23 protein-coding genes, 1 pseudogene and 1 riboswitch are annotated in these 20,230 nt (G+C 71.3%); of the genes and pseudogenes, 15 read left to right on the top strand and 9 right to left on the bottom strand.

Translation table 11 applies throughout. From position 1 onward, the window contains the following. Positions 1-435: 435 nt before the first annotated feature. Complete coding sequence (gene dusB / locus ACFY1S_RS28125; protein ID WP_387123793.1) at positions 436-1,608, bottom strand: tRNA dihydrouridine synthase DusB; 1,173 nt, start codon at positions 1,606-1,608, stop codon at positions 436-438. Between the two features lie 177 nt (positions 1,609-1,785). Between dusB and ACFY1S_RS28130 the strand changes: the two genes are divergently transcribed. Then, entirely contained in the window at positions 1,786-2,760 is a 975-nt protein-coding gene (locus ACFY1S_RS28130; RefSeq protein WP_387123795.1) for a type IV toxin-antitoxin system AbiEi family antitoxin domain-containing protein, read from the top strand. A 139-nt stretch (positions 2,761-2,899) separates the two neighbouring features. Here the strand turns inward: ACFY1S_RS28130 and ACFY1S_RS28135 are convergent, their stop codons facing one another. The 3 genes from ACFY1S_RS28135 to ACFY1S_RS28145 all read right to left on the bottom strand — a co-directional run bounded on the left by ACFY1S_RS28135 (position 2,900) and on the right by ACFY1S_RS28145 (position 5,240). Then, positions 2,900-4,279 carry a glycine--tRNA ligase gene (locus tag ACFY1S_RS28135; RefSeq protein ID WP_387123797.1) on the bottom strand — a complete coding sequence of 460 codons (1,380 nt, stop codon included), beginning with the start codon at positions 4,277-4,279 and terminating at the stop codon, positions 2,900-2,902. Between the two features lie 115 nt (positions 4,280-4,394). Then, the gene (locus tag ACFY1S_RS28140) at positions 4,395-4,874 is read right to left on the bottom strand and encodes a hypothetical protein (RefSeq protein ID WP_387123799.1); all 480 of its coding nucleotides are present in this window, start codon (positions 4,872-4,874) and stop codon (positions 4,395-4,397) included. Positions 4,875-4,898: 24 nt separating this feature from the next. After that, entirely contained in the window at positions 4,899-5,240 is a 342-nt protein-coding gene (locus ACFY1S_RS28145; protein WP_387123801.1) for an antibiotic biosynthesis monooxygenase family protein, read from the bottom strand. Positions 5,241-5,269: 29 nt separating this feature from the next. Here ACFY1S_RS28145 and ACFY1S_RS28150 point away from each other — a divergent pair, with 29 nt between their 5' ends. The 8 genes and pseudogenes from ACFY1S_RS28150 to ACFY1S_RS28185 form a co-directional block, all read left to right on the top strand. Beyond that, the gene (locus ACFY1S_RS28150) at positions 5,270-5,527 is read left to right on the top strand and encodes a hypothetical protein (RefSeq protein ID WP_364362304.1); all 258 of its coding nucleotides are present in this window, start codon (positions 5,270-5,272) and stop codon (positions 5,525-5,527) included. A gap of 54 nt (positions 5,528-5,581) precedes the next feature. Beyond that, on the top strand, positions 5,582-6,532 hold the full coding sequence (locus ACFY1S_RS28155; RefSeq protein WP_387123803.1) for a metal ABC transporter substrate-binding protein: 951 nt from the start codon (positions 5,582-5,584) through the stop codon (positions 6,530-6,532). Beyond that, on the top strand, positions 6,529-7,290 hold the full coding sequence (locus ACFY1S_RS28160; protein WP_387123805.1) for a metal ABC transporter ATP-binding protein: 762 nt from the start codon (positions 6,529-6,531) through the stop codon (positions 7,288-7,290). The genes ACFY1S_RS28155 and ACFY1S_RS28160 overlap by 4 nt, the downstream gene beginning before the upstream one ends. 3 nt (positions 7,291-7,293) lie before the next feature. Beyond that, positions 7,294-8,160 (top strand): metal ABC transporter permease, encoded by an 867-nt coding sequence (locus ACFY1S_RS28165; protein WP_387123807.1) that lies wholly within the window; start codon positions 7,294-7,296, stop codon positions 8,158-8,160. Between the two features lie 43 nt (positions 8,161-8,203). Continuing rightward, positions 8,204-8,503: an ArsR/SmtB family transcription factor gene (locus tag ACFY1S_RS28170; RefSeq protein ID WP_387123809.1), complete on the top strand. Its 300-nt coding sequence runs from the start codon at positions 8,204-8,206 to the stop codon at positions 8,501-8,503. Next, positions 8,500-8,898, top strand: coding sequence for a Fur family transcriptional regulator (locus ACFY1S_RS28175; protein WP_357985976.1), 399 nt, complete (start codon positions 8,500-8,502; stop codon positions 8,896-8,898). The genes ACFY1S_RS28170 and ACFY1S_RS28175 overlap by 4 nt, the downstream gene beginning before the upstream one ends. Before the next feature lie 39 nt (positions 8,899-8,937). Beyond that, entirely contained in the window at positions 8,938-9,546 is a 609-nt protein-coding gene (locus ACFY1S_RS28180; protein ID WP_364362300.1) for a hypothetical protein, read from the top strand. A gap of 98 nt (positions 9,547-9,644) precedes the next feature. Beyond that, positions 9,645-9,854 (top strand): annotated as a pseudogene (locus ACFY1S_RS28185) (hypothetical protein); the annotation flags it as partial. Here ACFY1S_RS28185 and ACFY1S_RS28190 read toward each other — a convergent pair. Then, positions 9,801-10,703, bottom strand: a complete 903-nt coding sequence (locus tag ACFY1S_RS28190; protein ID WP_387123811.1) for a DMT family transporter — start codon at positions 10,701-10,703, stop codon at positions 9,801-9,803. The pseudogene ACFY1S_RS28185 and the gene ACFY1S_RS28190 overlap by 54 nt on opposite strands. Before the next feature lie 130 nt (positions 10,704-10,833). On the opposite strand from ACFY1S_RS28190, the gene ACFY1S_RS28195 reads away from it, so the two are divergent. From ACFY1S_RS28195 to ACFY1S_RS28205, 3 genes are all read left to right on the top strand, one after another. Beyond that, positions 10,834-11,727 carry a LysR substrate-binding domain-containing protein gene (locus tag ACFY1S_RS28195; RefSeq protein ID WP_387123813.1) on the top strand — a complete coding sequence of 298 codons (894 nt, stop codon included), beginning with the start codon at positions 10,834-10,836 and terminating at the stop codon, positions 11,725-11,727. Positions 11,728-11,927: 200 nt separating this feature from the next. Beyond that, positions 11,928-12,071, top strand: a complete 144-nt coding sequence (locus tag ACFY1S_RS28200) for a hypothetical protein (protein WP_387123815.1) — start codon at positions 11,928-11,930, stop codon at positions 12,069-12,071. 118 nt (positions 12,072-12,189) lie between these two features. Continuing rightward, positions 12,190-12,357 carry a hypothetical protein gene (locus ACFY1S_RS28205; protein ID WP_387123817.1) on the top strand — a complete coding sequence of 56 codons (168 nt, stop codon included), beginning with the start codon at positions 12,190-12,192 and terminating at the stop codon, positions 12,355-12,357. Positions 12,358-12,527: 170 nt separating this feature from the next. Here the strand turns inward: ACFY1S_RS28205 and ACFY1S_RS28210 are convergent, their stop codons facing one another. The 4 genes from ACFY1S_RS28210 to ACFY1S_RS28225 form a co-directional block, all read right to left on the bottom strand. Next, positions 12,528-14,525, bottom strand: coding sequence for an acyl-CoA dehydrogenase family protein (locus tag ACFY1S_RS28210; protein ID WP_387123819.1), 1,998 nt, complete (start codon positions 14,523-14,525; stop codon positions 12,528-12,530). A 119-nt stretch (positions 14,526-14,644) separates the two neighbouring features. Next, positions 14,645-15,148 carry a DUF6328 family protein gene (locus tag ACFY1S_RS28215; RefSeq protein ID WP_357985988.1) on the bottom strand — a complete coding sequence of 168 codons (504 nt, stop codon included), beginning with the start codon at positions 15,146-15,148 and terminating at the stop codon, positions 14,645-14,647. Between the two features lie 122 nt (positions 15,149-15,270). Then, the gene (locus ACFY1S_RS28220; protein ID WP_387123821.1) at positions 15,271-16,020 is read right to left on the bottom strand and encodes a sugar isomerase domain-containing protein; all 750 of its coding nucleotides are present in this window, start codon (positions 16,018-16,020) and stop codon (positions 15,271-15,273) included. Between the two features lie 29 nt (positions 16,021-16,049). After that, a complete protein-coding gene (locus ACFY1S_RS28225; protein ID WP_387123823.1) occupies positions 16,050-16,880 on the bottom strand; it encodes an alpha/beta fold hydrolase in 831 nt (276 codons plus the stop codon). Between the two features lie 74 nt (positions 16,881-16,954). Next, positions 16,955-17,059: riboswitch (TPP riboswitch) on the top strand. Between the two features lie 73 nt (positions 17,060-17,132). Between ACFY1S_RS28225 and ACFY1S_RS28230 the strand changes: the two genes are divergently transcribed. The 3 genes from ACFY1S_RS28230 (at position 17,133) to ACFY1S_RS28240 (ending at position 20,085) form a co-directional block, all read left to right on the top strand. Then, a complete protein-coding gene (locus tag ACFY1S_RS28230; RefSeq protein ID WP_139587406.1) occupies positions 17,133-17,720 on the top strand; it encodes an ECF transporter S component in 588 nt (195 codons plus the stop codon). A 137-nt stretch (positions 17,721-17,857) separates the two neighbouring features. Continuing rightward, positions 17,858-19,288, top strand: coding sequence for an ABC transporter ATP-binding protein (locus ACFY1S_RS28235; RefSeq protein WP_387123825.1), 1,431 nt, complete (start codon positions 17,858-17,860; stop codon positions 19,286-19,288). Next, entirely contained in the window at positions 19,285-20,085 is an 801-nt protein-coding gene (locus ACFY1S_RS28240) for an energy-coupling factor transporter transmembrane protein EcfT (protein ID WP_139581956.1), read from the top strand. The genes ACFY1S_RS28235 and ACFY1S_RS28240 overlap by 4 nt, the downstream gene beginning before the upstream one ends. Positions 20,086-20,230 lie beyond the last annotated feature (145 nt).

Consider the following 20,230-nt stretch of genomic DNA (forward strand, 5'->3'; position numbering starts at 1 on the left):
TGACCGTCGAGCACCTCGCCGACTGGATCGCCACCCGCGGCTACGCCACCAGCTGACCCCCGACACGTCACGACACGAAGGGCCGGACCCCACCAGGGGCCCGGCCCTTCGGCATGTCCAGGTCCGCCCCAGCGCCCAGCGCCCAGCGCCCAGCGCCCAGCGCCCAGCGCCCAGCGCCCAGCGCCCAGCGCCCAGCGCCCAGCGCCCAGCGCCCAGCGCCCAAGATCCTCACAACATTGGCGATGTTGGTGCTTCCGACACGCAGGAGACACCAACATCCCCGAAGTTGCGCGGATCTCGGCGACGAGCACCCGGCGCGGGCCCGTTGGTTGTGGGATGGGCTCCACCTACGTCCGACCCCTGCGGCCGGCGGGACCGGGTCGGCACCCCGGCAGAGACTCGCCCCCCGATGGCGACCCGTCGCAGACCGAGGGCTCAGCCGCCGGAGTCGTCCATCTCGGCGCCCTCGGGGACCGTGTCGTCGTCCCGGCTGGCCAGCCAACCGTCCGGCAGGAAGACCTTGCCGGGGGAGTTCGTCCGCCCGCGCGGCTGGCCCAGGGCGGTCACCGGGAACGGCTCGGTCGGGTCGAGCTTGCCGAGCAGGTCGTCGAGCTGGGCCAGGCTCTCGATCATCGCCAGCGACCGGCGCAGCTCACCGCCGACCGGGAAGCCCTTGAGGTACCAGGCGACATGCTTGCGGAAGTCGGTGCAGCCGTCCCGCTCGCCCCTGGCCGGGTTGCGGGCGCCCGCCACGAACTGGTCGACAAGCAGCTCGGCGTGCCGGCGCATTGTCACCGCCACCTCGCCCAGGGTCGGCATCCGCCGCTGGGGCCTGCCGTTGAAGGCGGCCTCCAGGTCGGCGAAGAGCCACGGCCGGCCCAGGCAGCCACGGCCGATCACCACGCCGTCGACACCTGTGTGCGCGACCATCCGCAGCGCGTCGTCCGCCTCCCAGATGTCGCCGTTGCCGAGCACCGGCACGTCGAGTGCCTGCTTCAACGTGGCGATGGCGTCCCAGTCGGCGGTGCCCGAGTACCGCTGCGCGGCCGTGCGCCCGTGCAGGGCCACCGCGGCGACGCCCGCCTCCTGCGCGGCCAGCCCGGCTTCGACGTACGTCAGATGGTCGTCGTCGATGCCCTTGCGCATCTTCACGGTGACCGGCACCCCTGCCGGCGACGCGGCGGCGACCGCGGCCGTCACCAGCCGGGCGAAGAGCCGGCGCCGCCAGGGCAACGCCGCGCCGCCGCCACGCCGGGTGACCTTGGGTACGGGGCAGCCGAAGTTGAGATCGATGTGGTCGGCCAGATTGCGCTCCACGACGATGCGCACGGCCGCGGCGGTGACCTCCGGGTCGGTGCCGTAGAGCTGGAGGCTGCGGGGCTTCTCGTCGTCGCCGAACGCGATCATGCGCAGCGTCTTCGGGTTCCGCTCGACGAGCGCCCGGGTGGTGATCATCTCGCAGACGTAGATGCCGCCGCCCTGCTCCCGGCAGAGCCGACGGAACCCGACGTTGGTGATCCCCGCCATCGGCGCAAGGACCACGGGCGGCCACACCTGGTACGGCCCGAGGGTCAACGGCCGCAGCGCGGGCACGGTCGAGGCAGTCACCGCACAAGTGTAAGGAAGGGCCCCTGCTTAACGCCTGGTGCATAGGAAGGGACCCTTCCTAACACGACGCATATCACACCCGGCGATGATCGACGGAGCTGTCCACAGCCGGCAGGAGTTTCCACAGGCCGAACGACGGGCAGGACAGGGCCTGGTTCCGGCGGCCAGGCTGCGGCCATGCGTGAACATCCACCTGAGCTGGCGGCGACGGCCGAGCGGCAACAGCACATCGTCACCCGAGCTCAGCTGCTCGCCGCCGGCTACGACGACATGTACCTGTACCGCCAGGCCCGGCGCGGCCAGTGGCAACGCGTCCTGCCGGCGACGTACGCCCTGTTCACGGGCGTACTGACCGATGAACAACGGCGGATCTCCGCAGCGCTCTACGCCGGGCCGCAGGCGCAGCTCACCAGCTTGGCCGCGCTCGCCTGGTACGGGTTCCGGCAGATTCCGCGTAACACCGACGTACACCTGGTCGTGCCGCACCACGCGCGGCGCCGGTCGGCGGACTACGCCGTTGTTCGGCGAGCCCTGGCACTGGACGCCTGGCCGCGGTCTAGCGCGTCCTACCCGGTTTGCTCGCCGGCGCGGGCGGTGGTGGACGCGGCTCGCGACCTTCGGCAGCTTCGCCCGGTGCGGGCCATCGTCGCCGAGTCCGTCCAGCGCGGTTTCACCGACCTAGGCAGGCTTGACGAGGAGGTCCGCCGGGCGCGGCGCAGTCGCACCGCGCTGATCAGGATGGCGTACGCGGAGGTCGTGGCCGGCACCCGGTCAGCTCCGGAGGCGGAGCTGCGCGAGTGCCTGGCGGACAGCCCGATCCTGCCGGAAATTCGGTGGAATCCCCGCCTTCGTACGCTCGACGGGGCGGCGCTGCCGACGCCGGACGGGTATCTCACCGACTCGGCGGTGGCGCTGGAGGTCGATTCGCAGGAGTACCACTTCAGCCCGAGCGACTGGGCCCGGACGTTGGAGCGGCACAACGAGTTGAGTCGGCACGGCGTCCTGGTTCTGCACGTCACGCCGGCACAGCTACGGCGCCACCCGAACCGCATTCGACGAACTGTCGAGGACGCGTACGAGTCCCGGCAGGGTGTCGGAGCCACGCTCCGGGTCCGCGTCGATCCGGCCGGCCCGGAGCATGCAATGGCCTGATCGAGTACGGGCGCTCCACGCGACTCAGCCCCGCTGCTCCGTGCTGCGCTGCACCGCTCAGCTCAGCTCACGGAGCAACGGAGTGAGGAAGGGACCCCTCCTATACCTGAGGCGTTAGGAAGGGGCCCTTCCTTACACCTCAGCAGCCCGGGAGGCGCTCGATCAGGTACCGCTCGACCTGGTCCAGGGAGACCCGCTCCTGGGCCATGGTGTCCCGGTTGCGCACCGTCACGGCGTTGTCGTCCAGGGTGTCGAAGTCGACCGTCACGCAGAACGGGGTGCCGATCTCGTCCTGCCGGCGGTAGCGGCGACCGATCGCCTGGGAGTCGTCGAACTCCACCACCCAACGCTTACGCAGCAGCGCCGCGAGGTCCTTCGCCTTCGGCGACAACGCCTCGTTGCGCGACAGCGGCAGCACCGCAACCTTGACCGGGGCCAGCCGCGGGTCGAACCGCATCACCGTGCGCTTGTCCACGCCGCCCTTGGTGTTCGGCGCCTCGTCCTCGTCGTACGCCTCCAGCAGGAAGGCCAGCACCGCGCGGGTCAGACCGGCGGCCGGCTCGATGACGTACGGCATCCAGCGCTCACTCTTGCTCTGGTCGAAGTACGACAGGTCGACGCCGGAGTGCTTGCTGTGCGTGGAGAGGTCGAAGTCGGTGCGGTTGGCGACACCCTCCAGCTCGGCGAACTCCGTGCCGCCGAACTGGAAGCGGTACTCGATGTCCACAGTCCGCTTCGAGTAGTGCGAGAGCTTCTCCTTGGGGTGCTCGTACAGGCGCAGGTTGTCAGCCGACAGGCCGAGGTCGAGATACCAGTTCCAGCGCTCCTGGAGCCAGTACTCGTGCCACTGCTCGTCGGTGCCCGGCTCGACGAAGAACTCCATCTCCATCTGCTCGAACTCGCGGGTCCGGAAGATGAAGTTGCCGGGCGTGATCTCGTTGCGGAACGACTTGCCGGTCTGCGCGATGCCGAACGGCGGCTTCTTGCGGGCGACCGTCTCGACGTTCTTGTAGTTCACGAAGATGCCCTGCGCGGTCTCCGGACGCAGGTAGTGCAGACCCTCGTCGCTCTCCACCGGGCCCAGGTACGTCTTCATCAGGCCGTTGAACATCTTCGGCTCGGTGAAGGTGCCCTTGTTGCCGCAGTTGGGGCAGTTCAGCTCGGCGAGCGAGGTCAGCGGCTTGCCGTGCTTCTCGGCGTACGCCTCCTCCAGGTGGTCCGCCCGGAAACGCTTGTGGCAGAACTGGCACTCGGTGAGCGGGTCGACGAACTCGGCGATGTGGCCGGACGCCTCCCACACCCTGCGGGCCAGGATCACGGCGGAGTCGAGGCCGACCACGTCGTCGCGCTGCTGGACCATGGTCTTCCACCACTGCCGGCGGACGTTCTCCTTGAGTTCAACGCCGAGCGGTCCGTAGTCCCACGCCGATCGGGTGCCTCCGTAGATCTCGCTGGAGGGGAAGACGAAGCCTCGGCGCTTGGCGAGGCTGACGACGGCGTCGATACGGTCGACTGGCATGTTTCCTCCTACGCCGGCTGGCGGTCGGCGGGGGGCGAGATATGGATGGAACGGTCAGTTCGGGCCAACGGTACGGTCACCGTCTCCCCGAACCCAGCAGAATACCGGGAGCCGGTCAGCTCACCCCGCAGACCTCCATGCCACCGGTCTGGCTGTCCGAGCCAAGGGTGACCTGCTGCTGTTCCCGGTCGCCGCCCTCGAGTGTCACGTCGACAGGCACGGTCAGGTTGGTGGTGTCCACCTCACCCACCCGGAACGCGCTCACCTGCGGTTCGGCAGCCGCCCGCCGTTCGAACTCGGGGCGGGACTCGCGCCGCTGCGCGTCGTCGCAGAGCTGCTCGTACGCCCGGCCGTAGTTTCGCTCGACGAGGGCCTGGTAGTAGTCGCTGGTCACCGTGCGGCCCTGCTCCCGGACGGCCTGCACGCCTGTGACGAACAGGCCCACGACAGCTGTGCCTCCCCCGCCGCAGCAGAGCAGCAGGGCCAGAGCGCCGACGCCGAGGCCGATCCAGAGCCGGGTCCGGCGGCCCTCGGTGGGCGGCGCGGCGAACGGCGGAGCCACACCGGGACCGGGCGGCGGGGCGGGTGCGGTCATAGGAGCAGCGTAGTGTCCGCCGGCTCAGCGGTAAGGACCCGCAGCCCGATCACTCTCGGCGACCACCACGGCCCCGCCGGGCGCGGCGCTGGCCAGGGCCTCGTACGCGGACGGTTCGTCGATCGACTCGGCGAGCAGCGGCACGGCGCTGACCTTGACCTCGAAGGCGCCCAGTGCCCGCCGGTAGGTGCCCACCGACTCCCACTCGGTTAGCAGCGTCCAGTGCCGGGGGTCGTCCAGCGCCCGGACCAGTTGTCCTCGCAGGTAGCCGGGTCGGGCGGCCAGCGCGGTGAGGGCGGCGTGCGCCCGTTCGGTGAAGTCGTCGGCGACATCGACCTCGACCACGAACCGGTTGGTCACCAGCACCGGGGGTTCCTCCTCGTAGAGTCTGTGGGATGCAGCGTACGCAGCGCCCTCTGCTGGCGCGTCTGGCCGGGGCGAACCCGACGTCGGTGTTCCTGCTCACCCTCGTGGTGGTGCTTGTGGCGTTCTTCACGCCAGGTGTCGTCGGTGGGCTGCTGACGCTCGCGCTCGCGGCGGTGCTGATCGCCCTGTTGGCGACGACCTGGCCGGTGCAGTCGCCGCAGACCCGGCTGATTCGGCTGCTGATGCTGACCCTGCTGGTAACTGTGGGTCTGGCGAAGCTGCTCTGACATGCAATCATGCGTTTTTGACAATCATTATCGTTGCCACGGACAGTTGGGGACATGACCAACCGCACCACGTCCCGCGTCCTGGCCGCCGCGACCGCAGTGCTCGCCCTGGGCGCCGGGGCCGGCTGTTCGACCGGCGGCGCCGCCGGTGCCGACCCGCAACGAGTCGACGTGGTGGCCGCGTTCTACCCCCTGGAGTTCCTCGCCGAGCGGATCGGCGGTGACGCGGTCCGGGTGACCAACCTCGCCAAGCCCGGCGCCGAGCCGCACGACCTGGAACTCAGCCCGAAGCAGGTCGGCCAGGTCAGCGAGGCCGAGTTGATCGTCTACCTCAAGGGCTTCCAGCCGGCGGTGGACGACGCCGTCGCGCAGAACGGCGGTGACCGGACGTTCGACGTGACGACCGTGCAACCACTGCTGGACGCGACGGCCGCCGGGCACGACCACGAGGGTGCGGGCGAGCACGCCGAGGAGGAGGACACCGGCGGCAAGGACCCGCACGTCTGGCTCGACCCGACCCGGCTGGCCACCATCGGCGACCAGCTCGCCCAGCGGCTCGGCAAGGCCGACCCGGACCACGCCGGCGACTACACCGCCCGCGCCTCCGCGCTGCGCGCCGACCTGACGGCGCTTGACGGCGATTTCACCACGGGCCTGGCGACCTGCCAGCGGCGGGAGATCGTGACCAGCCACACCGCGTTCGGCTACCTCGCCGACCGGTACCGGCTCGACCAGGTCGGCATCACCGGCCTGAGCCCGGACGTGGAACCCTCCCCGCGGCGGCTGGCGCAGGTCATCGAGGAGGCCAGGGAACACCGGACCACCACGATCTTCTTCGAGACGCTTGTCAGCCCGAAGGTCGCCGAGACCATCGCCGGTCAGGTGGGCGCGAAGACCGCAGTGCTCGACCCGATCGAAGGGCTCGCCGCCGGCGACGGCGCCGACTACCTTTCGGTGATGCGTACCAACCTCCAGGCCCTGCGAACGGCGTTGAGCTGCTCGTGAGCACACCCGTCATCACCGTCGAGCACGGGGCGGTCGGCTACGACGGCCGCCCCGTTCTCCGGGACGTCTCGCTCACCGTGACCGCCGGGGAGGTCGTCGCGGTGCTCGGCGCCAACGGCTCCGGCAAGTCCACGCTGATCCGCGCGGTGCTCGGCCTGGTGCCGCTGAGCACCGGCGCGATCACCCTCTTCGGCCAGCCGCTGCGCCGGTTCCGGCAGTGGCAGCGCATCGGGTACGTCCCGCAGCGCCTCGGCGCCGGCGGCGGCGTACCTGCCACCGTGCGCGAGGTGGTGGCCTCCGGCCGGTTGGCCCGCCGGGGTCTGCTCCGCCCTCCGGGCGCGGCCGACCGCACCGCCGTCGACGACGCGCTGCGCGCGGTGGGCCTCGCCGACCGGGCCGCCGACCCGGTGGCCACCCTCTCCGGTGGCCAGCAGCAGCGCACCCTGATCGCCCGCGCACTGGCCGGCCGACCGGAGCTGCTGATCCTCGACGAGCCCACCGCCGGGGTGGACGCGGCCAGCCAGGAGGCGTTCGCCGGCGCGCTGCGCGACTTCGTCGGCGATGGCGGAACGGTGCTGCTGGTGGCCCACGAGCTGGGCCCGCTGCGGCCGGTCATCAGCCGGGCTGTCGTCGTACACGAGGGTGGCATCTGCCACGACGGCCCGGTGCCGGACCCGGCCGGCCATCACGCGGAGCCCGACCACGACCACGTGCACCCGCACGGTCCCGACGAGCCCGCCGGGCTGTGGAGCAGCTGAGCAATGGAACTCTTCCAGTACCCGTACATGCAGCGGGCCCTGATCGCCGCGCTGGTGATCGGCCTGGCCGCGCCGGCGCTCGGCATCTACCTGGTGCAGCGCCGGCTGACGCTGATCGGCGACGGCATCGGGCACGTGGCGTTGACAGGCGTCGGCGCCGGCCTGCTGCTCAACCGTTCGCCGGTGCTGGTGGCGGTGATCGTGGCGACCATCGGCGCGGTCACCATCGAGGTGGTCCGCTCCCGCGGGCGTACCTCCGGCGACCTGGCCCTGGCCCTGCTCTTCTACGGCGGCATCGCCGGCGGCGTGCTGCTGGTCGGTCTCTCCGACGCGACGAGCGCCAACCTCAACGCCTACCTGTTCGGGTCGCTGACCACCATCTCGCCAGCCGACCTGACGACCATCGCGGTGCTCGGCACGGCGATCCTCGTCGCCATGATCGCGCTGCGGCCGGCACTCTTCGCGGTCAGCCACGACGAGGAGTACGCGCGCGTCTCCGGCCTGCCGGTGCGCACCCTCAACCTGCTGATCGCGGTCACCACCGCTGTCACGGTGACCATCGCGATGCGCGCGGTGGGGGTGCTGCTGATCAGCGCGCTCATGGTGGTCCCGGTGGCCGCCGCCCAGCAGGTCACCCGCGGCTTTCGCAGCACCATGACCGCCGCGATGGCGCTCGGGGTCTTCGCGGCCGGCACCGGCGTCTGGGTGGCCGCGACGGCGGACACCGCCCCGGGCGCCTCGGTGGTGCTTGTGGCGATCGCGTCCTTCCTGGTGGTGGCCGTGGCCGGGGGCATCTGGCGGGTGCTGCGCCGCCGGGTCACACCGTCCTCCGTTCCGGCGCCGGAACCGCACGAGGTCGTGCTGCGCTGAGACGGATCAGCGGGACGCCTGCGGCATTCGTTACCGTTGCAGGATGAACGGCGCAGCGGGCTATGAGGCGTTCGACGGGGCCAGCGAACTGCTCCGCGCCCTGTCGGCCCCCATCCGGCTGGCCATCGTCAGCGAGCTGGCCGACGGTGAACGGTGCGTCCACGAGCTTGTGGAGAAGCTGGGCGCCGCACAACCGCTGGTCTCCCAGCACCTGCGGGTACTGCGGGGCGCGGGCGTCGTGCGGGGCTCGCGTCGAGGTCGGGAAATCGCGTACAACCTGGTCGACGAGCACGTCGCGCACATTGTCGCGGACGCGGTAAGCCACGCCGGGGAGGGATCATGAGCGAGAGCGGCGCCGCCGTGCGCAACACCCGGCAGCGCTCGGCGGTGAGCGCACTGCTGGGCGAGATGGACGGCTTCCACAGCGCCCAGGACCTGCACGCGATGCTGCGCCAGCGCGGTGAGCGGGTCGGTCTCACCACCGTCTACCGCACACTGCAAGGCCTCGCCGACGCGGGCGAGATCGACGTGATGCGACCGCCGGGCGGCGAGCACCTCTACCGCCGGTGCAGCGAGGGACACCACCACCACCTGGTCTGCCGGGCCTGCGGCCGTACCGTCGAGGTGGCCGGCCCGGCCGTGGAGAGTTGGGCCGACCGGGTGGCCGAGCAGCACGGGTACGCCGACGTCAGCCACACCCTGGAGATCTTCGGCACCTGCCCGGCCTGCGTCCGCTGAGGGTGTCGGGCTGAGGGCGTTCGTGGCACGCTGTCCGGCGTGAAAATCTACGCCGATCGCTTTCCGACCGCCGCCCGCCAGTTGCTCACCGACCTTCTCGTCGTCGCCTGGGTGTACGTCGCGATCCGTGGCGCGCTGTGGCTGCACGACCTGGTGCAGAAGCTCGCCGTACCGGGGCAGAAACTGGAGGGCGCGGGTAGCGGGCTCGCCGACAACCTGGGTGATGCCGGCGGCAAGGTCGGCCGGGTGCCACTGGTCGGCGACGAGTTGACCGCCCCCTTCCGGCGGGCCGCCGACGCCGCCCGTGGGCTCGCCGACGCCGGCCGCGACCAGCAGCACCTCGTCGACCAGCTCGCCCTGGCGCTCGCCATCGCGGTACTGATCTTCCCGCTCGGCATCGTGCTGTTCGGCTGGCTGCCGCTGCGGGTGCGCTGGATGCGCCGGGCCGGATCGGCAGCGAAGCTGGCCGCCGGACCGGCCGGGCGGGATCTGCTCGCCCTGCGCGCGCTGGCTACCCAGCCGCTGGGCCGGCTCACCCGGATCGCCCCGGACGTCGCCGAGGCGTGGCGGCGCGGCGACGACGAGACCGTCGACGCCCTCGCCGCGCTGGAGCTGCGTCAACTCGGCCTGCGCGGCCGTGGCCGCTGACTGAGAGCGCGTTTCGCGTCAACCGACCGTCCCGTGGTCCGGCCGAGCAGGTCGGTGAAGTGGTAGGCGTCGAGCCGACACTGCCCGAATCCATGCGCGAGGTCAACCGCTCTCATGCCACGATCCGCGCTGTCGGCGAACGCGCCCTCGCCACAGTCAAGACCTGGAAACTCCTGACCGAGTTGCACTGCTGTCCAGGCCGCGCCACCGCACAGCTCTTCGGCCGGGTCTGTCCGGTTCCGGCGGAACTGGGCTCACACTCTTGGCGCGATCGATGCCGAAACCAGATCCGTCGACGCCGTTGGTGACGGGGCTCGCTTGTGTCGGCGGGTCAGGCCGACCCCGACGAGCACGACCACCATCCCGGCGGCGACCCGGGGGCTGAAGGGCTCATTGAGCACGATGGCTCCCAGTGCCACCGAGACCACCGGCAGGAGATAGCCGACCGTCGCGGCGTTGGTGGCGCCTTCGGCAGCGATGATCCGGTAGGTGAGGTGGAAGGTGGCCCCGGTGGCGACGACGCCCAGGACCACGACGGCAATCGCGGTCTTCGGGTCGATTTCGACAGGTGTCAGGCCACCTGCAGGCAGGGTCAGCGAGGTCAGGCCGGTTGCCGCGATGAGCTGCGCTGCGGACAGCGAGATGGCGGGAACACCCCTACCGGTAAGGTTGCGGCCCATGTACGCGAACCCGACGGCGTAGCTGGCGGCAGCGGCGACGATGGCGACGGCGCCCCAGCCGACCGGCCCGGTCGTCTGCCATGGCGCGAAGATCAGCACAACCCCGGTGAACCCGAGCAGGAGTCCGCCCAGCCGGACCGGCCGGAGTCCCCGTTCAGCGCCGATGGCGACGCCGATGAGCAGGGACCACAGCGGAGTGGTCGCGTTCAGCACGCCGGCCACCCCGGAGTCGATGGTTTGCTGGCCGATGCTGAACATGGCGAATGGGAGGGCGTTGCAGAAGAAGGCGGCCGCGACGAGGTGACCCCAGATCGCCCTGCCCCGAGGCAGCCGGCGCCCCGAGCCGAGGCATGCGACCAGCAGGGTGGCTGCCCCGAGTACGCAGCGGCTGAGGGTGACCTGGACCGGGGTCAGGGCGTTCAGGGCCAGCTCGATCCAGAGGAAGGTCGATCCCCACAGCAGGGCGAGCCCGCCCACCCGCGCCCACGCCCATGCCTTGACCGCCACACCGTCCACCGTGGTCTCCTCGATCTCTCTGCATGAACGGTGCCTATTCCGACCCGGAAGAACAAGCGAAAGGTTCTGCACGTACGTTAAGGTGCGCTACATGATTGACGTGCGGCGAATGCAGGTGCTGCGGGCGGTGGTCACCAGCGGATCGGTGACCGCGGCGGCGGCGCACCTGGGTTACACCCCCTCCGCCGTCAGCCAGCAGGTGGCGGCACTTGAGAAGGAGTGCGACATCGCGCTGCTCGAACGCGTCGGCCGGGGCATACGGCCCACTGCGGCGGGACGTCTGCTCACCGAGCACGCCGCCATCATCAGCCAGCACGTCGCCGCGGCCGAGACCGCGTTGGCCGATCTGCGCGCCGGGCGTACCGGCCGGCTGACGATCCGCTATGTCGCATCCGTCGGCCCGACACTGCTGGCGCCCGCCATCGCCCGACTCCGGCGCGAGTACGGCGACGTGACGATCGAGCCCAAGCTGGCAAATCCGAACGATCCACTGCTGGACGTGGAGCAGGGAAGCGCCGACCTGGCCATCGTGGTCCGCCGAACGAGCGACGAGAGCCGCCAGGGCATCCGCGTGATGCCTCTGCTCGACGACGCGTACCAGGTCGTGCTGCCCATCGGGCACCCACTCGGCGGGCGACGGATGGTCGACCTGATCAACCTCGCCGGCGAACGCTGGGTCGGCAGCGAGCCGCCGGGGCCCTGCCTGGAGGCCATCACCGACGCCTGCGCCGCGGCGGGCTTCAGCCCCGACTTCGTGGCCACGTCGGAGGACTACGCCACGGCTCAGGGATTCGTCGCGGCCGGCCTTGGCATCAGCCTGATCCCCCGTCTCGGTCTCGGCACCCGGCACCCGGGCGTGACCATTCGCCCGGTCCGCCGCCCTGAGCCGGTGAGGACGATTTACGCCGCGGTCCGGGAGATCTCACTCGATCAGGCCGCGCTGCGGACGCTGGTCGACGCCCTCGTGGATGCCGCGAAGGCGTGAGACACAACTTTCCAGTGCAGTGACCACTTGGCGAAGTGGTTGACCGAAGATCGAGGTGAGGGGCGATCCGCCAGTGCGGGAGCCGGCTCTCAGTCGCTGCCCCGCTTCGCGGTCGGCCTCGAACGGGTACTCATTCTGAGCAACAGACGTGCGTCTCCTCGGTACCGGCCTGGTGGTACGCCGTACTGGCGCTCGAACGCGTGAACTACACGGAGTTCCGGCCCCGGAACTTCCAGGAGCAGAGCGTGCGCACCATGCTTGCCGAGCTGATCTCGTGGAGCGAAGCGCTGCACACCCTCCGCGGCCGGCCCGGAACCGGACAGGCCACCCTCGCGTCCGCCTGATAGAAGGCCAGGCCGCGCCGGGGTAAGCCCGGCGCGGCCGACAGGTTACGGGCGGCATGGCTGCGTGGCTACGTGGCTGCGTCCCAGGGTTGCGGGGTGGGGCCGCTAAGGTCGTCGGGTGTTCTACTTCCTGGTCGCCATCGCCGTACTGCTGCTCGTCTACGCCGCCGTCCTGGTCTCCTTCCTGCGGCGGGGCAGGCGGATCCCACCGGCGGCATACCTGGGCATGGCCGTGCTCAACGGTCTGATCCTGGCGGGGGTGCTCGCCTGGGCGGTCGCCCGCTGACAGCGCTCGGTGCCACGCCACACCACGCCACACCTCAAGATCGTGCTCGAACCAGGAAGTAGTGGCCTCGTGGTCGGACGGATGCCACTAGATTCAGGATCTAGCGTGATCATGCGCCGCACCCGCGCGGCAGCACGGCCGGCGCGGCACAGGGGCGCTGACGGGGAGGGCTACGGCTTCGGCGGGATGCGGCGGCGGACGTCCTCGGCGGTGGACGGGCCGGGCGACCAGCGGGCCACCCAGGGCAGCTCGTCGGACGGGGTGATGACCCAGTCCTCCAGACCCGCGTAACGGCCGGCGAGGATCCGCTTCGCGGCGGCGGTGTCGACCGAGTCGGTGTTGTCCCACAGGGCGGCGAACAGGGCGTCCACCCGCACCCGCGCCTGCCGGCAGAACAGGTCGGCCAGCTCGACGTTCTCCGGACGGGTGTCCCGTTCGGCGACCGCCCGGACGCAGACCGCCGACATCGCGAACAGCTCCGCGCCGATGTCCACCACCCGGCCGAGGAACGCCTGCTTGCGCTCCATCTTTCCCTGCCAGCGCGACATCGCGTAGAACGTCGACCGGGCCAGCTTGCGCGACGACCGTTCCACCTGACGCAGGTGAGCGGCCAGTGGCCCGAACTCGGCGTACGCCGACGGGCTCTGACCTCGGCCGACGGCAAGGGTCGGTAGCCACTTCGCGTAGAAGGCCCCGGCTCGGGCGCCGGCGCGGGCCTTGCGGCCGAGCCCCGCGTCCGGGTCGATGATGTCGCCGGCCACCGACAGGTGGGCGTCCACGGCCTCCCGGGCGATCAGCAGGTGCATGATCTCGGTGGAGCCCTCGAAGATCCGGTTGATCCGCAGGTCGCGCATCATCTGTTCGACGGCGGCGGCACGTTCGCCACGGGCGGCCAGCGAGTCTGCCGTCTCGTACCCGCGGCCGCCCCGGATCTGGATCAGCTCGTCGACGATCTTCCAGGCCATCTCGCTGGCGTACAGCTTGACAAGCGCCGCCTCGATCCGGATGTCGTTGCGGTCGTCGTCGGCGAGCAGGCAGCACAGGTCCAGCATGGTCTCCATGCCGTACGTGGTGGCGGCGATGAACGAGAGTTTCTGCGCGACCGCCTCGTGCTCGCCCACCGGCCGACCCCACTGGACCCGGTCGGCGGCCCACCCCCGGGCCACGTTCAACGCCCACTTGCCGGCACCCACGCACATCGCCGGCAGCGAGAGCCGACCGGTGTTCAACGTGGTGAGCGCGATCTTGAGGCCCTTGCCCTCGCCGCCTATGACGTTCTCGGTGGGCACGAACACGTCGTGGAACCGGGTGAGGCTGTTTTCCAGGCCGCGCAGGCCGACGAACTCGTTGCGTCGTTCGACAGTGATGCCGGCGCTGTCGCCGTCCACCACGAACGCGGTGATCCCGCCGCGCCGGCCCTCGCCCGCCGGCACCCGGGCCATCACCACGAGCAGGGTGGCGACGATGCCGTTGGTGGCCCAGAGCTTCACCCCGTTGAGCCGGTAGCCGGTGCCGTCCTCGGTCGGCTCGGCGGTGGTGGCCAGCCGGGCCGGGTCGGAGCCGACGTCCGGTTCGGTGAGCAGGAACGCGGAGACCTCGCCGGCGGCGAGTCGGGGCAGGAACCGCTGCTTCTGCTCGGCGGTGCCGAACATCTTCAGCGGCTGCGGCACCCCGATCGACTGGTGCGCCGAGAGGAGCGCGCCGATCGCCGGGCTGACCGAGCCGGCAAGCATCAGCGCCCGGCAGTAGTGCAGGTTGCTGAGCCCCAGCCCGCCGTACCGCCTGTCGATCTTCATGCCGAACGCGCCGAGGTCCGCCAGGCCGTGGAACACGGCGTCCGGAATGGACGCGTCGCGTTCGATTGCCGCGCCGTCCACCTCGGAGTCGAGGAAGGCGCGGAACCGGCCGAGGAACTCCTCGGCGCGGGCCACGTCGTCCGGGTCGGAGCGGGGCCACGGGTCGATGAGGTCGAGCCGGAATCGACCGAGGAACAACTCCTTGCCGAAGCTCGGCCGGTCCCAGGTGGACTCGCGGGCCGCCTCGGCGACCTGCCGGGCCTCCTTCTCGGAGACCTGCCCGATTTCTGCCGGCAACGGGGCGGCGGTGCCGGGTGCGGCTTCGGAGTCGGGGCCGTCCGGTGCCGGTCGGCCGTCCTGCGTCGTGGTCACGGCTGCCCCCTCGAACCTCGATGCGGCTGCGTCGGCGTACGCCTCAACGCCACGCTACCCCCGGGTGTTACCCAGGGGTAGCGCTGCGTGAAGATCGGCTTCTGGCCGTACGCGTCCGTTCAGCGACCGGCGATCTCGTCCGGGTCGTCGTCCTCGTCGTCGATGTCGTCCTCACCCCAGTTGCGCCGTGCGAACGGCAGGATCATCCAGAACATGAGGAACCACAGCCCGGTCAGGGCGCTGAGCAGGAAGGCGATCGGCCGGTCCAGCACGAAGTCGGTGATCAGCAGCACCGCGCTGACCATCGCGATGAGCATGAAGGCGAGACCGCCGGTGGCCATCCGGTGGGCGAACCGCACCAGTTCCGGCTTACGCCCCTGCCGGAACAGTGCCCGGTGGAACGCCACCGGCGAGATGATCATGGCGGTGGCGGCGGCCGCCGCGAGCAACGCCACGATGTAGACGTCACGCTGGAATTCGCTGGTCCTGGTGAACCCGTTGCTGAACGGCAGCGTGAGCAGGAATGCGAAGAGGATCTGCACGCCGGTCTGGGCGACCCGCAACTCCTGCAACAGGTCGGCGAAGTTGCGTTGCCAACGCTGCTTCTCGGTCTCCTTCGACACGCGCTACCTCCGTTGAGACGCTACTGCCGACGGCTCGAGCCGTCGGCAGCAACGCAAATGCCCCACCCGCCGGAGCGCGAAACAAGTTCACGACAGCCCGGACGCGCTCGACGGGACCGACCTCAGGAGCCGCGCCGGATCCGCCCCGCGTACCGGGCCTCCAACTCGTTGTTGTGCGCGTCGCCGTCCGGGATGTTCGCCGACAGGTAGACCGGGGGCCGCTCCCCCGCCGCCAGCAACCGGGCCACCACCTCCACGGTGACCTGCTGGGCCAGCAGCGCCGCCGTGATCGAGGAGACCGCGCCCACCGCACCGCCGCCGGGCAGCGGCAACGTCGCGTCGCCGTACGGGGCGCCGTTGTCGAGCACCACGTCGGCGAAATCGGCCAGCTTGCGACCGGACGGGTGCCGGGAGGTCATCCGGCCCGAGTGCTGCGCGGAGGTGATCGCCACCAGGCCGTGACCGCGATCCTTCACCAGGGCGGCGAACTCCACCATCGCGCCGTTGACCCCCGAGTTCGAGGCCAGCACGAACACGTCGGTCGGCCGCACCGGGGCCAACTCGTACAGCCGGTGCGCCACCGCCGGGTCCCGCTCCAGCAGCGGACCGAGCCGGTCGGCCGGCTCGCCGCCGAGCAGCACGAGATCGCGAAGCGCGATCCGGTTCGTCGGCACCAGGCCGCCCGCCCGCCCGGCGATCTCCATGGCCAGGGCCTCCGAGTGGCCGGTACCGAACGCGTGCACCACGCCGTCGGCGCTTACCGCGTCGGCGATCAGGTCGGCGGCCCGCCCCACCGCCTCCCGCTGACTGGCGGCCACCCGGCCGATCGTCTCGGTCACCACGGCCAGGTAGTCCTCGGCGCTCACACTCATGCGTCCTCCGTCGTCCGGTTGCGGCCAGCTCAGGCAGTTCCGCCGGCCCGGGCCAGGATCGCCTCGGCGAGCGGGCCGGGGGCGGCGTCCGGGATCCAGTGGGTCACCCCGGTCAGCTGTACGAAGCGGTAGTCGCCGGTGACGTTGGCGGCACACGCGTCAGCGGCGGCGCGGCCGATCGCGACGTCCCTGTCGCTCCACACGTACGTGGTGGGCACGCCTACCGGACCGACGCCGGCCAGGTCGGAGCCGGACATCGCCCGGTACCAGTTCAGGGCGGCGGTGAGCGCGCCCGGCTCCCGCATCGGATCGGCGTAACGGGCCACCCGGGACGCGTCCCCCACGCCGCCGAGCATCTTGCGCAGGGCCGTCGCGTTGAGGGCCAGCAGCACCTTCTCCGCCTTGCCCGGCATCCGGAACAGCGCCATGTACGACGAGCGCGCCTTCTGCTGCGTGTCGGTACGCAGGGCGTGCGCCATCGCCGCGGGATGGGGCACTGACACCGCCGTGAGCGTGCGGACCCGCTCGGGATGCCCGGCGGCCACCGCCCAGGCCACGACCGCGCCCCAGTCGTGACCGACCAGGTGGACGGCGTCCAGACCGAGCACGTCGAGCACCGCCACCACGTCGGCCACCAGTTCGGGGATCCGGTACGCGGGCACCGCCTCCGGCCGGGCACCAGGCGAGTAGCCACGCTGGTCCAGCGCGTACGTGCGCAGCCCGGCCGCGTGCAGGGCCGGCACGACGTCGTCCCACTCGCCGCTGTGCTGGGGGAAGCCGTGCAGCAGCAGGACGGGTTCACCGGCCGGCGGTCCACCGGCGCGTACCTCGAACGTGAGACCTCGTGCATCTACCCGCATGATCGTCACCCTACCCAGCCGACGCCCTGCTGGGCTGGTACGCCTGGTCGGTGCTAGCGTCAGCGAGACAACTTCATATCCGACAGGGGAGCGCACAGCGCTGAGAGTGCGGGTACGCCCGCAGACCCTCGAACCTGATCTGGGTAATGCCAGCGCAGGGAGTTCGGTCGACCTCCAGCCGCGCCGCCGTCCGGTGCCACCGGACGCGGCGTGCGTCTTGCCTGGTTCTCTTTCGTGAACTGGGAGCACAGCATGGACAACACCACAAACCGTTGGCGGACCATCGACATCGTGGTCGCCTCGGTGATCGCGGTGGCCTTCGGCGTCATCTTCTGGGCCTGGGGCCTGGTCTGGAGCGCCACCGAGGGGGCGTTCGCCTTCTTCCCGCCGGCGCAGACCCTGCTCTACGGAGTCTGGCTGATGCCGGCAGTCATCGGCGGCCTGGTCATCCGCAAGCCCGGCGCCGCACTCTACTGCGAGACCGTGGCGGCGGTCCTCTCCGCGCTGCTGGGCAGCCAGTGGGCAGGCACGGTGATCCCGCAGGGCATCGTGCAGGGCATCGGCGCCGAGTTGGCGTTCGCCGCCTTCCGGTACCGGTCGTTCCGCCTGCCGACAGCCGTACTGGCCGGCGCGCTCACCGGCCTGAGCGCCGCGCTGTTCGACTTCTTCGTCTGGAACGTGGACTACGCGCTCGGCGACTACCGCATCCCGTACGCGCTGCTGACCATCGTCAGCGCCACCGTGATCGCGGGCGCCGGCGGCTGGCTGCTGACCCGCGCCCTGGCCAACACCGGCGCCCTGGACCGCTTCCCGGTAGCCCAGGAACGAGCCCTCATCTGAAACGCCCGCACAGGGCGGCGCCCGCACAGGGCCACGCGCCCGCGCGGGTCGATCAAGAGGTTCGCGTCACCGCGGCGCGGTTTTCTGACGCGAACCTCTTGATCACCGGGTGAAGGACGGGATGGGGGGTGGGGTTGGTGGGCGGGGTACTGCTGCGCGGGTTCGGGTGGCGGCACGCGGGGCGGCGTGCCTGGGCCCTGCGCGGCGTCGACCTGCTGGTCGAGGACGGCGAACGGGTCCTGCTGCTCGGTCCCTCCGGAGCCGGCAAGAGCACGCTGCTCAGCGCGCTGGCCGGGCTGCTGCCCGACGATTCCGGCGAGCAGGAGGGCACCGTCGAGATCGACGGACTCGACCCCCGCAAGGCTCGGGAGCGCGTAGGTATCGTCTTCCAGGACCCGGAGACGCAACTGGTGATGGCCCGCAGCGGCGACGACGTGGCGTTCGGGCTGGAGAACCGGGGCGTACCCACCGACGAGATCTGGCCCCGCGTCGACGAGGCGCTGCGCCGGGTCGGGTTCCCGTACCGCCGGGATCGCAACACGGCAGCTCTCTCCGGCGGTGAGCAGCAGCGCCTGGCCCTAGCCGGCGCGCTGGCCCTGCGGCCCGGCCTGCTGCTGCTCGACGAGCCGACAGCCAACCTCGACCCGGCCGGCGCCACACTGGTCCGGCAGGCGGTGGCCGGAGCGCTGGACGCCGACACCACGCTGATCCTCGTCGAGCACCGGGTCGCCGAGGCGTTGCCGCTCGTCGACCGGGTGGTAGTCCTGGAACCCGGCGGCGGGGTCCGCGCCGACGGGCCCCCGGAGGCGGTCTTCGCCGCACACGGCGCCGCCCTCGCCGCAGAGGGCGTCTGGGTGCCCGGTCACCCCGTCACACCCCGGCCGGCCACCACCGGCCCCGGCGAGGTGCTGCTCACCGCCGAACGGCTCGGCCTGCCACCCCGGCTGGGCCCCACCGACCTGGCGGTACGCGCCGGCGAGGCGCTCGCCGTGCGGGGGCCGAACGGTGCCGGCAAGTCGACGTTGGCCCTGCTGCTCGGCGGGCTGCTGAAGCCGGGCACCGGCCGGGTCACCGCGTCCGGCGAGCTGGCCGGATCGGATCACCGCACTCCCCCGCACCGCTGGCGCGCGCCCGCGCTGGCCCGGCGGATCGGGTCGGTCTTCCAGGACCCGGAGCACCAGTTCGTGACCGGCAGCGTCTTCGACGAGCTGGCCCTCGGCCCGCGCCGCACCGGCCAAACCGAGACAGCCGTCAAGGTCATCGTCACCGAACTGCTGGACCGGCTGCGGCTGGCGCGGCTCGCGGCGGCCAACCCGTACACCCTCTCCGGTGGGGAGGCGCGGCGGCTCAGCGTCGCGACGGCCCTGGCCACCGCGCCGCGCCTGCTGATCTGCGACGAACCGACCTACGGTCAGGACCGGCGGACCTGGCAGGAGCTGGTGGATCTCTTCGCCGACCTGCGCGACGCCGGGCACGGCGTGGTCACCGTCACCCACGACGCGGATTTCGTCACGGCACTCGCCGACCGCACGGTCACACTTCACCCCACCCCGGACGACCACCGATGATCAGCATCGAGCCGGTGGCCGCACCCGACGCTCCCCTGGCCCGCCGCAACCCGGTGGCGAAGGTGGCCGCCGCGCTGATCTTCTCGTTCATCCTGCTGGCCACCCTGGACCCGGTGGCCCCCGCCATCGCCATCGCGTGCGAACTCGCCCTGCTGCCGCTGTTCGGCATTCGCTACCGGGTGCTGGCCCGGCGGGCCCTGCCGCTGCTGCTCAGCGCCGCAGGCATCCTGGTCACCCTGGTGCTGTTCGCCGCCGACAGGTCCGGCCGGGTCCTGCTGGACGCGGGGCCGGTGCTGGTGAGCACCGGCGTCCTGCTCACCGCGCTCGGGTTGGTGCTGCGGGTGTTCGCGGTGGCCCTGCCCGGCGTGATCGTCTTCGCCACCACGGACCCCACCGACCTGGCCGACGCGCTGATCCAGAACGCGAAGGCGCCGGCTCGGTTCGCCATCGGCGCCCTTGCCGCGTTCCGGCTGGTGCCGCTGCTCGGTCAGGAATGGCAGATGATCAGCATGGCCCGTCGGGCGCGGGGTGTCGACGCCGGACGCAACCCGGTGGCGAAGCTGCGGCTGTTCACCTCCACCGCGTTCGCGCTGCTGGTCGGGGCGATCCGTCGCGGCACGCGGCTCGCGGTGGCGATGGACGCGCGGGGCTTCGACGCCGGCACACCACGAACGGTCGCCCGCCGCCAGCCGTTCACCCGCGCCGACGCCCTCCTGATCGCCGGGTCGGTCGCCCTGGCCGGCGCGGCCCTCACCACGAGCATTCTCACCGGCGCCTTCCGGCCGCTGATCGGCTGAGTCGCCGCTTTCCTGCAGCGCGCCGATCGGCGTCTTCCCGCGCCTCACCTCCCCGCCACGCCGGGATGATGCGCACCGCGTCGAGGATGGTGCTGCATCGCTGGGCGGTGAGGCTGCACCATCCTCATGGGTGCAGCCTCACCGC

Origin of the sequence: Micromonospora sp. NPDC000663 (assembly GCF_042898105.1) — a bacterium.
Taxonomy (GTDB): domain Bacteria; phylum Actinomycetota; class Actinomycetes; order Mycobacteriales; family Micromonosporaceae; genus Micromonospora.